The following is a 14,241-nucleotide window of genomic DNA, read 5'->3' on the forward strand; positions in this document are numbered from 1 at the left end:
TCCTTAACCTTTCAAAACGTTTTGAAGCTGGATATGACGTATCCTTAACCTTTTGAAATGTTTTGAAGCTGGATATGACGTATCCTGAGCCTTTCGAAATGTTTTGGCGCTGGATACGACGTATCCTTAACCTTTTGAAATGTTTTGGAGCTGGATACGACGTATCTGACGTCCGGGAAATAAAAAAGACGCCGGAAACAGGGTTCTCGACGTCTTATCAAATTCCTCACACACCGCGAGGCTATTGTCCCTGCCAATCATCCATTGTCAATCAGATAAACACTTCCTCCGGATACTCCACATCCACGAGGAAGAGGGCATGGCCGGGAGCCGACGTGCCCGCCTTGCAACGGTCCTTCTGCTCGATGATGCGGCGGAAACCCTCGACCGAGAGCTTGCCGCGACCAACCTCGAAGAGCGTACCGACGATGGCACGCACCATGTTGCGGAGGAAACGGTCGGCACGGATGGTGAAGACCCATTCGGTGTCGCTCACCTGCTCCCAGCGGGCGTGCATGATGCGGCAGTTGTTCGTCTTCACGTCAGTGTGGAGCTTGCTGAAGCTCGTGAAGTCGGTGTACTCTGCCAACACGTCCGCCGCCTCGTTCATCCGGCAGAAGTCGAGCGGAGCGCCGAAGAGACGGCACTTGTACGCGCGTCCGAAGGGCGTCTTCGTGGTCGTCACATAATACTTATAGGTGCGGGACGTGGCATCAAAGCGGGCGTGCGCGTCCGCCTTGACAGGCACCACCCGGTAGACGGAGATGTCGGGCGGGAGCAGCCGATTGAGCTTGTCGGCGAGGAAGACGGGGTCGCATGGCTCCGTCGCGTCGAAGTGCGCCACCATGAGCGAGGCATGCACCCCGGCGTCGGTGCGTCCCGCTCCCACCACCTCGACCGGACGGCGGAGCAAGGTGGAGAGCGCCTTCATCAGTTCCTCCTGCACGCTGTTGCCGTTGGGCTGAATCTGCCAGCCGTGGTAAGACGTGCCATCGTAGGCCAGATAGACGAAATAGCGTTGCATGGCGGTCAGCGGACGGTGATGTGGAAGCAGCCCTGCTTCAGTTCATACTTCACATAGCACTGCTCGCTCTCGCGCAGGTCGCGCAGCACTTCCGAGAGGACCAGCTTCAGCGTGTCGGCACTCACATCCTGATAGGGGCGTCCGTCGAGCTCCTCGATTTTCTTGAACCGTTTCCAGCTGACGTCGAAGGTCGTGCCGTAGCAGTGTGTGGAGTTGGCGGACGCGTTGCCGTTGACGCGGCGCAACCGCTTGACGTCGCCCTGTGTGCGGAGGACGGAGGTAACGATGATTTTATTGGGGTTGAGTCCCTTTGCCGTCAGCGAATCGAGGAAGTTCTGTCCGATGGACTGCAAGAGGGTGTTTGCCTTGGGGACGAGGAAAGGGATGGAGTGCGTCAGTGAGTCGAGATGGTAGGCGTCACACGATGCCAGCTCCTCGAGCTTGCCCACCCGTTCGAGCGCCTCCTCGCGCGACGCCACGGGACGGATGCCCAGGCTCTTGGCGGCTTTCAGGTGGGTGTCGTTCAAGTCGGGAAAACTCCGTTTATAGCTGATGACGCCCCGCACGTTGTGCGGATTGTTCATAATCATGGACGTGTCCTGCTTGCATCCGCCCGACAACACTGCCACGAGGCAAAGGGCCGACATCAGTCTGATGGTAAGTCTACGCTTGCTTTTCATTCGAATCGTTATTTTGTTGCATTTATTGAAGTTGACGGGAATCCGGCGGATTCCGCTTGCGAAAGAGATGTTCTGTCAAAAAAAAACTGCGTGCAAAGATAGGCGAAAATCGAGAGCACGGGAAAAATAACAAGCGCTTTATTCCGCCAAAAAAGGAAGATTCACTACCTTTGCGCCGACAAAAAGGGCCGAAAGTGCTCAATCAGAAGCGAAGACGCCGCTCCCTGCAACAGACACGGCAGGAGCCCCCGACCGGCAGCCGGCGGAATCGTTGTCAACCTAAAAACCAAGAAACCTACTCCGAATGATAGAGAAGCATATAGTTCTTGAAGACATAGACCCCGTAATCTTCTACGGCGTAAACAATGTGAACATCCAGATGATAAAGGCTTTGTACCCGAAGCTGCGCATTGTCGCACGCGGCAATGTGGTCAAGGTCATGGGCGATGAAGAGGAGATGTGCGCATTCGAAGAGAGCCTGCTGGCACTGGAGAAGCACTGCGCGCAGTACAATTCGCTGACCGAGGAGGTTATCCTCGACATCGTGAAGGGCAGACGTCCGTCGGTGGAGCCGGCGGGGAACGTCATCGTCTACAGCGTCGGCGGGAAGCCCATCACGCCGCGCAGCGAGAACCAGGAGAAGCTGGTGAAGGCCTTCGACGAGCACGACATGATTTTCGTCACGGGACCTGCCGGGTCGGGCAAGACGTACACCGCCATCGCCCTTGCCGTGCGCGCCTTCAAGAACAAGCAGATACGGAAAATCATCCTGAGCCGTCCGGCAGTGGAAGCCGGTGAGAAGCTGGGCTTCCTCCCGGGAGACATGAAGGAGAAAATCGACCCCTACCTGCAACCGCTCTACGACGCCCTGCAGGACATGATTCCGGCTGCCAAGCTTCAGGAGATGATGGAGCAGAACGTCATCCAGATTGCTCCCCTCGCCTTCATGCGCGGACGTACGCTGAACGACGCCGTCGTCATCCTCGACGAAGCGCAGAACACCACCTCCCAGCAAATCAAGATGTTCCTCACCCGCATGGGCATGAACACCAAGATGATTGTCACGGGCGACATGACACAGATAGACCTGCCGCCGTCGCAGACCTCGGGCCTGATTCATGCCCTGCACATCCTCAAGGGCATCAAGGAAATCAGCTTCATCGAGATGAACAGGAAGGACATCGTCCGCCACAAGCTCGTGACCCGCATCGTCGAGGCGTACGAGAAGTATGAGGCGGCGAAGGAGACGAGGGGACGCGCCGACAAGTGAACAAGCATATACAACCATTTAATCCATACAGACAAATGAAAGCATTAGTAAAAACAGACTTCCACTTTCCCGGTCAAAAGAGTGTTTATCATGGAAAGGTACGCGATGTGTACAACATCAACGACGACTTGCTGGTCATGGTTGCCACCGACCGCATCTCTGCCTTCGATGTCATCCTGCCGAAAGGCATCCCCTTCAAGGGACAAATGTTGAACCAGATTGCAGCCAAGTTCCTGGATGCTACTGCTGACATTGTCCCCAACTGGAAGATTGCCACTCCCGACCCCATGGTGACCGTCGGACTGAAGTGTGAAGGCTTCCGCGTGGAGATGATTATCCGCGGCTATCTCACCGGCAGTGCCTGGAGAGAGTACAAGGCTGGCTGCCGTTCGCTCTGCGGCGTGGCTCTCCCCGACGGAATGAAGGAAAACGAGAAGTTCCCCACCCCCATCATCACCCCGACGACCAAGGCTGAAGCCGGACACGACGAGAACATCTCGAAAGAGGAAATCATCGCTCAGGGTCTGGTGAGCAAGGAGGACTATGAACTGATGGAGAAATACACCTACGCCCTCTTCGAGAGAGGCAGCCGGATGGCAGCCGAGAAGGGCCTCATCCTGGTCGACACGAAGTATGAGTTCGGCAAGAAGGACGGCAAGGTGTACCTCATCGACGAAATCCATACGCCCGACTCTTCCCGCTACTTCTATGCCGACGGCTACCAGGAGAAGTTCGAGAAGGGCGAACCGCAGAAGCAACTCTCCAAGGAGTTCGTCCGCCAGTGGCTCATCGAGCACGACTTCATGGGCAAGGCAGGCCAGCAGGTGCCTGAGATGACCGACGAATATGTCAACAGCGTGTCCGAGCGCTACATCGAGCTGTACGAACACATCGTCGGCGAGAAATTCGAGAAGGTGGAGTCGGCAGACCTTGCCGCACGCATCGAGAAGAACGTGACTGAATTCCTGAAGAACAGATAAGCGAGCAGTTGACGAGTTGACAGGCAACTCCCATTGACATACATACCAGTTGACGAGCTGACGAGGACAGGACCACCGGACAATCTCCCGGTCCCCCTTGTCGACTCGTCAACTCGTCACTTCAAACACTTACAAACTCACAACCTAAAAAACAAACACAACATGGGATACGCGCAAGAACAGATTACGCCGTATAACACCGAAGAAAGCAAGAAGGAACAGGTGGAACAGATGTTCGACAACATCGCCCCCGCCTACGACCCCTTGAATCACCTGTTATCCCTGGGCATCGACCGCCACTGGCGACGCACCGCCATCGAGTGGTTGAAGCCTTTCCACCCGGAGCGCATCCTCGACATTGCCACCGGAACGGGCGACTTCGCCATCCTGGCAGGCAAGGAACTGGCACCACGCGAACTCATCGGCGTGGATATCTCGGAGGGCATGATGCAGGTAGCACGACAGAAAGTGGAGAAAGCCGGTCTCTCGGACCACATCCGGTTCCAGCAGGCAGACAGCCTGAACCTCCCCTTCCCTGACGAAAGCTTCGACGCTGTCCTCATCGCCTTCGGAGTACGCAACTTCGCCAACCTCGATGCTTCGCTCAACGAGATTCACCGCGTGCTCGCCACCGGCGGCCACCTGGTCATTCTCGAACTGTCCACCCCGATAAGCTCGCCCATGAAACAGCTCTTCGGCATCTACTCAAAGTGCGTACTGCCCTCCCTCGGACGGCTCATCTCCAAGGACCACAATGCCTACACCTACCTGCCCGAAACCATCAAGGCATTCCCGCAAGGCGAAATCATGCAGGAAATCATCGGCAAGGCAGGCTTCGGCACGGTGACCTTCCGCCGGCTCACGATGGGTATCTGCACGCTCTATATGGCTACCAAATAAGACTAACTGATTTTAACCTACACACGAGTTATGGATAAATACGGATTGATAGGTTACCCCCTGGGGCACTCCTTTTCCCGTGGTTATTTCAACGAAAAATTCGAGAACGAAGGCATCGACGCGCAGTATCTCAACTTCGAGATACCCGTCATCACCGACCTTCCTCAAATCCTGGCAGAGAATCCCGAGCTGAAGGGACTGAACGTCACCATTCCCTACAAGGAACAAATCATCCCGTTCCTCGATGAACTGGACAAGGATGCCCTCGCCATCGGCGCGGTCAATGTGGTCAAGGTCATCCCGCAGAAAGGCTACAAGTACAAGCTCGTCGGCTATAACTCCGACGTCATCGGCTTCACCCAGTCCATCGAGCCGCTGCTGGAGCCGCACCACAAGCAGGCACTGGTCCTCGGCACCGGCGGGGCAGCCAAAGCCATCACCTACGGACTGAAGAAGCTGGGCGTGGAGAGCACCCTCGTCTCGCGCCGTCCGTATCCGAACGCCTTCACGTATGACGAGCTGACTCCCGAGGTCATGCAGGAGTACCAGGTCATCGTCAACGCGACTCCCGTAGGCATGTATCCGCACAGCGAACAGTGCCCGGACATCCCCTACCAGCTGTTGACCCCGCAACACCTGCTCTACGACGTCATCTACAATCCGGACATCACCCTCTTCATGCGCAAGGGCATGGCGATGGGTGCGACCACCAAGAACGGACTGGAGATGCTCCTCCTGCAGGCCTTCGCCGCGTGGGACATCTGGAACCAATAACTCCGCGCATCATGAACAGACGCAGCAAACGCATCGTGAGCAGTGTGGCAGGCATTGTCGCACTGCTCTTTGTCGTATTAGCGGGCGGGGGTCTCTACCTGACGAGCTACGCCCTCCAGCCGGACGGCGGCGCGAAGGACTTCCGTGCTTCGGACCTGAAAGGTTCGTGGGACTACCTCTACCGCGAATACCCGTACGTGGGGCAATGGGTGGACAGCCTGCAACAGGTCTCCGCCCTGCGCGACACGTTTATCACCGCTCCCGACGGAGCACGCCTGCACGCACTCTATGCCGCCGCTCCCGACACGACGCGACGGACGGCAGTCATCGTGCACGGCTACACGGACAATGCCATCCGCATGCTGATGATAGGCTACCTCTATCACCACGACTTGCGCTGCAACATCCTCCTGCCCGACCTGCGCTATGCCGGGCACAGCGAGGGGACCCACATCCAGATGGGATGGAAGGACCGGCTCGACGTGCTGCGCTGGATGGATGTAGCCAACCAAACCTTCGGCGGGAACACCTCGATGGTGGTGCACGGAATCTCGATGGGCGCCGCCACCACGATGATGGTCTCGGGCGAGCCGCAACAACCCTATGTGAAGGCATTCGTGGAGGACTGCGGCTACACGAGCGTCCGCGACCAGTTCGCCAAGGAGCTGAAGGAGCAGTTCCACCTGCCCGCCTTCCCCCTGCTCGACGTGGCAAGCCTGCTGTGTGAGTGGCGCTTCGGCTGGGACTTCGACGAGGCGAGTGCGCTCCGTCAGGTGCGTCAGTGCCGGCTGCCCATGCTCTTCATCCACGGCGACGCCGACGACTATGTCCCCACGTGGATGGTTTACAAGGTCTATGAAGCCAAGCCCGCCCCCAAAGAGTTGTGGGTCGTGCCGCGTGCCGCACACGCCATGTCCTATCACGACAACCGCGAGGAATACACGCGCCGGGTGAGCGCCTTCCTCACCGACTGCCGATGGTGACCACCTCCGTACACAGACGGGCAATCGTCTCCCGGTGCGTGACGAGAATCAGTGTCTTGCCCTGCACCTGAGTGGACAGCCGTCCGAGCATCAGCCGTTCGGTCTCGCTGTCGACCGACGACGTCGGCTCGTCCAGCAACAGGATGCCGCCGGGACGAAGCAGTCCACGGGCGATGGCTATGCGCTGTGCCTGTCCCTCGCTCAGTCCCGCCCCCTGTTCGCCGCAACGGGTATCCAGTCCGTCGGGAAGTGTCCCGACAAAATCCGCCGCAGCCGTGTGGAGCGCGGCATGCAATTCCTCGTCCGTCGCATCGGGACACCCCATCAGCAGATTCTCGCGAATGGTTCCACTCACCAGTGTGTTGCCCTGAGGCACGTAGGCAAAGTTGCAACGTGTCAACGGGGAGGCAGCGGCTTCCCTGTCGCCGTCATAGAGCGTGATGCTTCCCCCGCCGGGCTTGTGAAGGGCAAGCATCAGCCTAATCAAGGTGCTCTTGCCCACGCCGGTCTCGCCCACCACGGCAGTCAGGCTTCCCGGCTTGAAATCATGGCTGAACCCGTCGAACACGGGACGGTTGCCACCGGGATAGGCGAACGTCAGGCGGTCGATGCGGACACCGACGGGACCGTTCAGACGGACGGGCTCTCCCTGCTCCTCCAGCGGTTGCGCCGTGAGTTCCTGCAGCCGTTCGGCGGAAGTCAGCACGCGGGTGAACGACGGAATCTGCCGGCTGAGTTCGACCATCGGACGCTGCACCTGCGAGACCAGTTGCAGGAAGGCAGTCATCATGCCAAAAGTCACCGTTCCGTCGAGCAGTCCGAAGATGCCCCACAGGAAGGCGACGGCATAGCCCGTGGCAAATCCCAGCTGCACCATGCTCCGCGAGAAGGCGGAGAAGTCGATGCGTTGCCCCACCTTCGTTTGCAGCAGCCGCTGCAAGTGCTCCAGCAATGCCTCGGCGCGGGGCGTGTATTCCAGCGTCCGCATCAGTACCCGGTGTTGCAGGTGCTCCTGCAGATGGCTCTGCACGCGGCTGTCCGTGTCGCGGATTTCCCGGGAGAGGCGGCGCATGCGGTGCATGTAGGTCTTGCTGAAGAGCAGTGCCACGGGCATGACGAAGAGCAGTACCCCCGCCAGCCGCACATCGAGTGACAGGAGGAAGAAGAGGGCGCCGGCGAGCTGTACCGAGGTGACCAGGGAAGCGGGCATCGACCGGCAAAGGAAGTCGGTGACGGTGGTCACATCTTCCTCGATGCGGTTGAGCATGTCGCCCGTATGGAGGGCACCGCTTCCGCTGTCCCGGCTCTCCATCAGGTGGTTGAAGAGTCGCTGACGGAGGGCGTTCCGCATCCTGATTTCCGTGTGTCCGACAAGCCGGCTGCGGATGACCGACAGAAGGAGTTGCATCACCATGCACCCGACGAACAGTCCGACAAGGAGCCGGAGGTCATCTGCCGGCTGAGAGGTCACCCGGTCAATCAGCAGCTTGCAGACGTATACAAAGAACAGCGAGACCCCGACGTACAGGGTCCCGACAGCCACGCTTCCCAGCAAGGGCAGGCGATGCCCCCGCGAAGCGTTCCAAAGCCAACGAAGTGTATTCATCGATAATCTATCATAAGGAGAGAGCGTACTCAGCTCATCAGTTTCAACAAGACACGCCGGAGGGGCAGCAGGTGCCTCCACCAACGTGCCAACAGGCGTTCACGACGCGACGAGCAGTCAACGACACGTCCCTGCCGGATAATCTGCGTCACCCTGCCACAGATGGCATCGCGGCTGCAATGTTCCGTGGCACACAGGTTGCCGTCGCCCATCAGCACACAGTCATCCCCCTCCCGTCGGTAGACCCGGTGGAGGATGTATCCGCGTCCGGGAATGCACGCCAGCACCACATCGCCCGTACAGACTTCGCCGTGTACGGCTTCCAGCACCACGCTGTCCCTTCCGCCGACAATGAAGGGGCGCATGCTGCTCCCCTTGGTCTTCAGCGTCACGGTGTGCCCTTCGTCCAGCATCCGGACGATTTCGGGGAACAGTTCATCCCCGGAAAGAATCAGTTTCATTTGGGAAGAAAAAAGTAGTCCCCTTCCCGGTCACGCCTGATCGAAAAGGGGACTGTCACGCAGGTGCTGCCGTACAATCACGCTCTGGCAGACACCTGCAAGGAAGTTTGACGGACCAACCTGACCAGTAGCCGGCAGGTGGTCTCAGTCGTTTTATTTACCACTGGTTATGACTGCACGGCTCAGACGCGGGTCGTCGTAGAACATGTTGTCCACGCCACCCTTGTAGTCGAGCTTCAGCTGTGCCTTGTCAACCCCGAACTCCTCAACGAAGCAGTTGTACACCGCCTCGGCACGCTCCTTGCTCAGGCGCTCGTTAATCTCCTTGCTACCCGTACCTGCATCGGCATAACCGGTGATGGTATAGATGATGGAGGAGTCGCCCTGCTTGATGACCTCAGCCAGAATGCCGATGTTGGCACGTGCCTGGTTGGACAGTGTGCTCTTGCCGATGGGGAACACCACGAGGTTGGCAGCACCGATGCGCTTCACGAGGTTCTTCACGGCCTCCTTGTTGCCCTCGGCGAGTGCCTTCTCCAGGCGTTCGTTCTCTTCGGTCATCTGACGGAGCTTCTCGCGCATGGCGTCCAGCTCGGCGTTGTTGTAGACGGTGCGTGTGCGGGTCACGGTCTTGCCGCGGTTCCAGCCACGGGGCTTGAACTTGTATGCCAGACCGACGGTTGCAGAGAGCATACCTTCACCGCTGCGTCCGCCCGGCTCGCCGTCGAAGTCATCGTTGGTGAATGTGCCGCGGATGTCGACGTTGAGGTCGAGTGCCGAGCTGAGGCGGAAGGTGTTGAGCAAACCGACGTGTCCGGAGATGGCAGTCTCCTTCGGCTCTTCGGTAACACTCATGGCACCCACGCCCACATAGGGAATCAGGTTGTAGACACGCGTCTCGTTGTAGCCCGCGATGAGGTTCGAGAAGTTGAACATGGCGTCCAGGCGGATGTTGAAGAAGTTGAACTTCTGGTCTTTCAGCCAGTCGCCCCACATCTCGTTGCCGTCGGCATGGACATCCGTCTGCGTGGCACCCTTTGCCGAGAGTCCGCTATACATCAAGCGCACTCCCACTTCCGGGATGAACCACTTGCCCACGGCGATGTCGAGTGCCGGAGCGATGCGCTTGCCGAAGTCAGCCTGACGGTCGTGGTCGCCGAAGTAGACATTACCTCCGGCACCCACGCTGATGAACCAGTTGCTCCAGAAGCTGTTGGTCTCGACCCTGTATTTGTCGTCGTTATACTCTACAGTCTCTTCTAAATGTACATTGTCCTTGGCTTGTGAGAAAGCCGTTGTTGCAGCCGCAAACGCGAGTACTGCAAAGAATGTTCTCTTAATCATGTTGATTCTATTTGTTTGTTAATTATTTCTCCCTTCCACTCTTCCCGTTGTCGCAAGTATATTCAAAACATACGACTACCGGGAAGTGGTCAGCATAACCAGTCACTTTCGTGATAGTCACATCCTGGTGACTCCGGATGGTGCCATCTGCATCTTCCACTGTCACATCGGTATAAGATACCTCGTCTCTGCTTTTCTCAAAATGCTCCACCTCATTCATACAGCTGATGGCTTTCAACTGTACCGCAGCATCCGGAACGTTGATGTACCACATCTTGTCCACGACTTCTCCTCGTTGGTCGTCGGCGCACAAGATATCAGCAGCATCGCCTCCGAACTTGGAACGTATCATCAGTGAACCGCTGTCCCATGCTGGATAGACACCTCCACGATGAAGTTCCACCCAAGGATCGGCAATCTGCAGACCTGCTTCTGTCACGGGGTCTATCAGGTTGTCCTCAATGGTGTGGCGGGTATAGCGCATGTTGGTGTCTCCCATGATGATAGCCGGACGGTTGTTGGTCTTTGCCCGTTCCATCACATAATCACGCAACTGGCGCAATTGGGCAAGCTGGGCACGTACCCATGGATTCTCATCTTCCTTATTGCCCTCACCGCCATACGTATTCATGTGGGTAATGTAGACATCGACCGCCACACCCTCGGCGACCGTCACCACGTAATGACGGAAGCCCTTTGCGACAAGCGTATTGGCGCCGTCATCAAGTCCGCCGTACTCAGCCTCGAACTGCACCATCGTTTCACCGGTAGCAGTGATGCCATCCTTCTTCCAGAAGAAACCAAGGCCGTCAGTGTTGTTGCGTCCTATTATATTTGACACAGAACCTCGATGAGTTCCGGCATCATAACGGGACATCGCATTTGCCAGTTCCTCGTGATAGGCAAAGTCCTCGCTGACGGCAATGAAATCATACTCCAGCCTGTTCATGATGTTACCGATGGTCTTCGTACCATCTGCTCCCGGTCCATCGGGATTAACAAGTCCCAAAATATCCGGCAGACCATCTACATTCAACGCGGCGCAAGTGAACTTGCCCTGTAAGAGAGCTCCCTCCTTATCATAGATTTTGATAGTCTCATAGTTAGTGAGTGCTACCGGGAAGTTATAAATCTGTTCTGCGGAGAAATTTGTCAGGCTGTTGGCTGTGAACTCGGCAACATGGTGTTCCGTCGATACCGTAATGGTAAAGAGGTCACCGGACTGAATGAGTGGGAAAAGGCTCATGTAGCAGGTCAGAGACTGCTCCAGCACCGGAGCCTTCGTATCCCATTCGAGAGTAATGGTGTTCTCTCCTTCGTCGGTCTGTTTCCAACTGCCATTGTCCGCACTGAATGTGAAGGCTCCGGCAATGGGTACATCGGCTCCCTCCCGGCTGACGCTCAGCGTCAGACTCTTCAGCGTTTCACCCTGTAACGGCGTTCCGGTGGCATCAATCGTGAAGCGTGCCAGCGAAAAGAGATGCCTGAATACGAATTCATGGTCTCCGTCGTCTGTCTTCGCCGTGGCACGACCATATTTATAGTCACCATGCAACGTGCCTTCGTCCATATTCTGCATGGCAGGCAACACACCGGTCAGCGAATGGACGTCGTGAGATGCATTGGCTCCGTCGTAGGGATAGTAGGCATAAACCGGCTTATCAAAAGCCGATGTGCCGGAAGCGGCAAAAGCAGCAGTAGGAGCCGTGCCCTGCCCGACTTTGGCATAACGCTTCTGTACAGCACCCGACTCCTCGAACACACCGATTTCGTCGCCATCCGTCCAGACAATGCCCACCGCATTGGTTCCATCCACAGCCTCACCGACAGCGGTGCGTGTGGTGGTTGAAGGTGCCATGTGGGCAACAATCCGGCTCTGACTCAGTCCGCTGTATTCCGAGACATCCTCTGAACAGGAGAAAAGAAACTGGGTTGCCAGCATTACGGCAACCATACCAAGATATTTACGCATAAAGGTTCATTCCTTAAGGGGACAGGCATGTCCATACACGCCTGTCCCGTGGAAAAATGTGATGATTATCTGATTCTTGTCCAACCGATAGCGTCAGTCTGGTTATCAATCATGCCGGAGCTGTAGCCCGGAGCGACCGACTGCATCGTAGAACCTCCATCGGGGTACAAACCGGTAATGGGTGAACGGTCCGGATCGTATGCCTGACGATATTTGGTATTCAGCAAGAGGATATTTTTAGCGACATTGCTGTAATCGGTAACTTTGTTCATCAGCACGATACCGACAGGATAGAAACCATTGGCATCCATCTCTGTAATTTTACCGTTAATCCAGTTGTTAAGAGATTGGGCCACTGTTCCGCTAGTCTCACTTTCATCACGATCTTCAAAATAGCCACCTAAGCCCATATAAATCCAGGCATTGTGTGCATAATTATCCAAATCATTGTAATTGGTCTGCGACCAATTCAGAATATTCTGTCCCTTTTCTATACGCTCTGTTAACGAAGGAACATAACCACGACTACTGCTATTATAGCCCTGATTTCTGTCTGTTGACAACTGGGCATGAGTTCCATAGACCTCAATACCGCTTGGAACATTATTACCATCAGTCAAACTTCTCTGATAATAAGGATATCCAGTGAATTCTGCTCGATTCAATGTCATACCCATATTCATGAACAAGCACTTACTGTTCGCAATGGATACCGAATTCTCCGTATTGACAATAACAATCACACTGCCCAGTACATCCTTCACAACCGTATTCTGATCCAAGTCTCTGGCATCAATCACTGCACTATTGTTTGCACAGATTTCACTAATTCGTTGTTCCCAACCGCCGTTATCACGATTGTAATCATAACTGTCTTGTGCAAACGTACAGATTACTACCATATATTCTTCTCGTTGAACATGCTTGGTTATTTCACTTAAGGTTTCCTCAAAAGTTGGTGCAGAATTTGTCATAACTTTACCGCCGCCGTAGTTGCGGGTACTACCTCCATTAGCAACACCCAAATCATCAATATTCCCCAATAAGCCCAAGTAACCCAATTTCCATCTCGTATCAATATGGAAAGCACGAATACCAGCATCATATTGGGCCTTAATATCTGTATTTTTCTGGCTATCGCTATTCAGCGAGTTCCATGAACCGGGGATAGAAATCTCAGAGAGATAGACATTGCGTGGGATGTTGACCATCCAGTCGGAAGGATCCCACTCTGCATTTCCGTCCAAATTCGGCAGATCCGGGAGTCTGTGAATCTTTCCCGGAACCAAGGTCATGTCGCCATTCCGACCACCCAACTTCTTTGTATAACGATGACCATCGCCCGTAGCAATCTGAATAGACCAATCATCACTAATGGTGGTCTCACCGTCCAACAGAAGGAAGGCATTCATCTCAACGCTCTCGCCTATGCCTAAAGTCAAGTAAGCATGAGTTCCAGGGTTAGTAGCAATGATGCGTATTGTATTGGAACCATCTATAACGGTCGTGGTCGGCATCACATTGCCATCCGTATCTGCGGATACAAGGTCGACTTTGAACTTTCCGGAAATGGCAACCTCTTCAGGTGCCGTGAGAGTGATACTGTTTACTGTCACAGCGTTGCCTTCAGACGGTCCCTGCAACTTGAAACGGATAGCCGTGGAAAGAGGGATATACTTCAGGTTCACAGTCTCGCCGCTTTTCACACCGGCAGTCTTGGCATACATAAAGCAGGCATCCATATTCGGACGTACCACATCCTTACCATCTTCTTTCACGATGTCACATTCTTGCTCGTCAGGCATGTTCAGTGTCACGGTACTGTAGTCACTGCCCAGTTCAGCTCCGGAAGCAGGGTATACGGAATAGAAACTAGCCGTTTCGTTTTCTCCCCAACGCACACCAATCTCGCTTGTCTTGTCCAGACTGGTAGCATAGTTTTGTGTCTCACTTTTGACGGTCACTTTATAGTTCGCAGTGCCGACACCATTGCTGTTTGCACACTCAGGTGAGCTGACAATCACCTCATCCCCGTTCACCCAATAAATAGGGAATGCATTATCAGATTCCGGACCATAAATGGTACGTGTCGTGTTCTGCCCGAGCGTGGCATCAAATTTCACCTCTTCACCATTTGCAGGTTGGACGGTTGACCGTTCCTCGTCCTGGCAACCACTTGCCAAGAGTGCAAGAAGAGGAATCATGAAATACTTTGTAGCTTTCATATCAGTATTGGTTTTTAGTTGT

At 55.4% G+C, this 14,241-nt stretch carries 12 protein-coding genes; 5 read left to right on the forward strand and 7 right to left on the reverse strand.

The window, feature by feature from the left end; all coding sequences use genetic code 11:
• Positions 1-271: 271 nt before the first annotated feature.
• Both truA and M3087_RS07785 read right to left on the reverse strand, forming a co-directional pair.
• On the reverse strand, positions 272-1,024 hold the full coding sequence (gene truA / locus M3087_RS07780) for a tRNA pseudouridine(38-40) synthase TruA (protein WP_022384390.1): 753 nt from the start codon (positions 1,022-1,024) through the stop codon (positions 272-274).
• Positions 1,025-1,029: 5 nt separating this feature from the next.
• On the reverse strand, positions 1,030-1,671 hold the full coding sequence (locus M3087_RS07785) for a DUF5715 family protein (RefSeq protein WP_106485095.1): 642 nt from the start codon (positions 1,669-1,671) through the stop codon (positions 1,030-1,032).
• A 337-nt stretch (positions 1,672-2,008) separates the two neighbouring features.
• Here M3087_RS07785 and M3087_RS07790 point away from each other — a divergent pair, with 337 nt between their 5' ends.
• The 5 genes from M3087_RS07790 to M3087_RS07810 all read left to right on the forward strand — a co-directional run bounded on the left by M3087_RS07790 (position 2,009) and on the right by M3087_RS07810 (position 6,611).
• On the forward strand, positions 2,009-2,974 hold the full coding sequence (locus tag M3087_RS07790; protein WP_022384388.1) for a PhoH family protein: 966 nt from the start codon (positions 2,009-2,011) through the stop codon (positions 2,972-2,974).
• 35 nt (positions 2,975-3,009) lie between these two features.
• Positions 3,010-3,954 (forward strand): phosphoribosylaminoimidazolesuccinocarboxamide synthase, encoded by a 945-nt coding sequence (locus M3087_RS07795; RefSeq protein ID WP_022384387.1) that lies wholly within the window; start codon positions 3,010-3,012, stop codon positions 3,952-3,954.
• A 162-nt stretch (positions 3,955-4,116) separates the two neighbouring features.
• Positions 4,117-4,854 carry a bifunctional demethylmenaquinone methyltransferase/2-methoxy-6-polyprenyl-1,4-benzoquinol methylase UbiE gene (ubiE, locus tag M3087_RS07800; protein WP_249094821.1) on the forward strand — a complete coding sequence of 246 codons (738 nt, stop codon included), beginning with the start codon at positions 4,117-4,119 and terminating at the stop codon, positions 4,852-4,854.
• Between the two features lie 30 nt (positions 4,855-4,884).
• Entirely contained in the window at positions 4,885-5,628 is a 744-nt protein-coding gene (locus tag M3087_RS07805; protein WP_022384385.1) for a shikimate dehydrogenase family protein, read from the forward strand.
• Positions 5,629-5,639: 11 nt separating this feature from the next.
• On the forward strand, positions 5,640-6,611 hold the full coding sequence (locus M3087_RS07810) for an alpha/beta hydrolase (RefSeq protein ID WP_249094822.1): 972 nt from the start codon (positions 5,640-5,642) through the stop codon (positions 6,609-6,611).
• Here M3087_RS07810 and M3087_RS07815 read toward each other — a convergent pair.
• The 5 genes from M3087_RS07815 to M3087_RS07835 all read right to left on the reverse strand — a co-directional run bounded on the left by M3087_RS07815 (position 6,592) and on the right by M3087_RS07835 (position 14,219).
• The gene (locus M3087_RS07815) at positions 6,592-8,217 is read right to left on the reverse strand and encodes an ABC transporter ATP-binding protein (protein WP_249094825.1); all 1,626 of its coding nucleotides are present in this window, start codon (positions 8,215-8,217) and stop codon (positions 6,592-6,594) included. The two genes, M3087_RS07810 and M3087_RS07815, sit on opposite strands and share 20 nt — an antisense overlap.
• Positions 8,218-8,246: 29 nt before the next feature.
• Entirely contained in the window at positions 8,247-8,678 is a 432-nt protein-coding gene (locus M3087_RS07820; protein WP_249094827.1) for a S24/S26 family peptidase, read from the reverse strand.
• 153 nt (positions 8,679-8,831) lie between these two features.
• The gene (locus M3087_RS07825) at positions 8,832-10,022 is read right to left on the reverse strand and encodes an OmpA family protein (protein ID WP_249094828.1); all 1,191 of its coding nucleotides are present in this window, start codon (positions 10,020-10,022) and stop codon (positions 8,832-8,834) included.
• A gap of 22 nt (positions 10,023-10,044) precedes the next feature.
• The gene (locus M3087_RS07830) at positions 10,045-11,994 is read right to left on the reverse strand and encodes a fimbrillin family protein (protein WP_249094830.1); all 1,950 of its coding nucleotides are present in this window, start codon (positions 11,992-11,994) and stop codon (positions 10,045-10,047) included.
• Positions 11,995-12,059: 65 nt separating this feature from the next.
• Positions 12,060-14,219, reverse strand: coding sequence for a fimbrillin family protein (locus M3087_RS07835; protein WP_249094832.1), 2,160 nt, complete (start codon positions 14,217-14,219; stop codon positions 12,060-12,062).
• Positions 14,220-14,241 lie beyond the last annotated feature (22 nt).

The organism is Mediterranea sp. ET5 (assembly GCF_023337025.1).
Lineage (GTDB): Bacteria > Bacteroidota > Bacteroidia > Bacteroidales > Bacteroidaceae > Phocaeicola_A.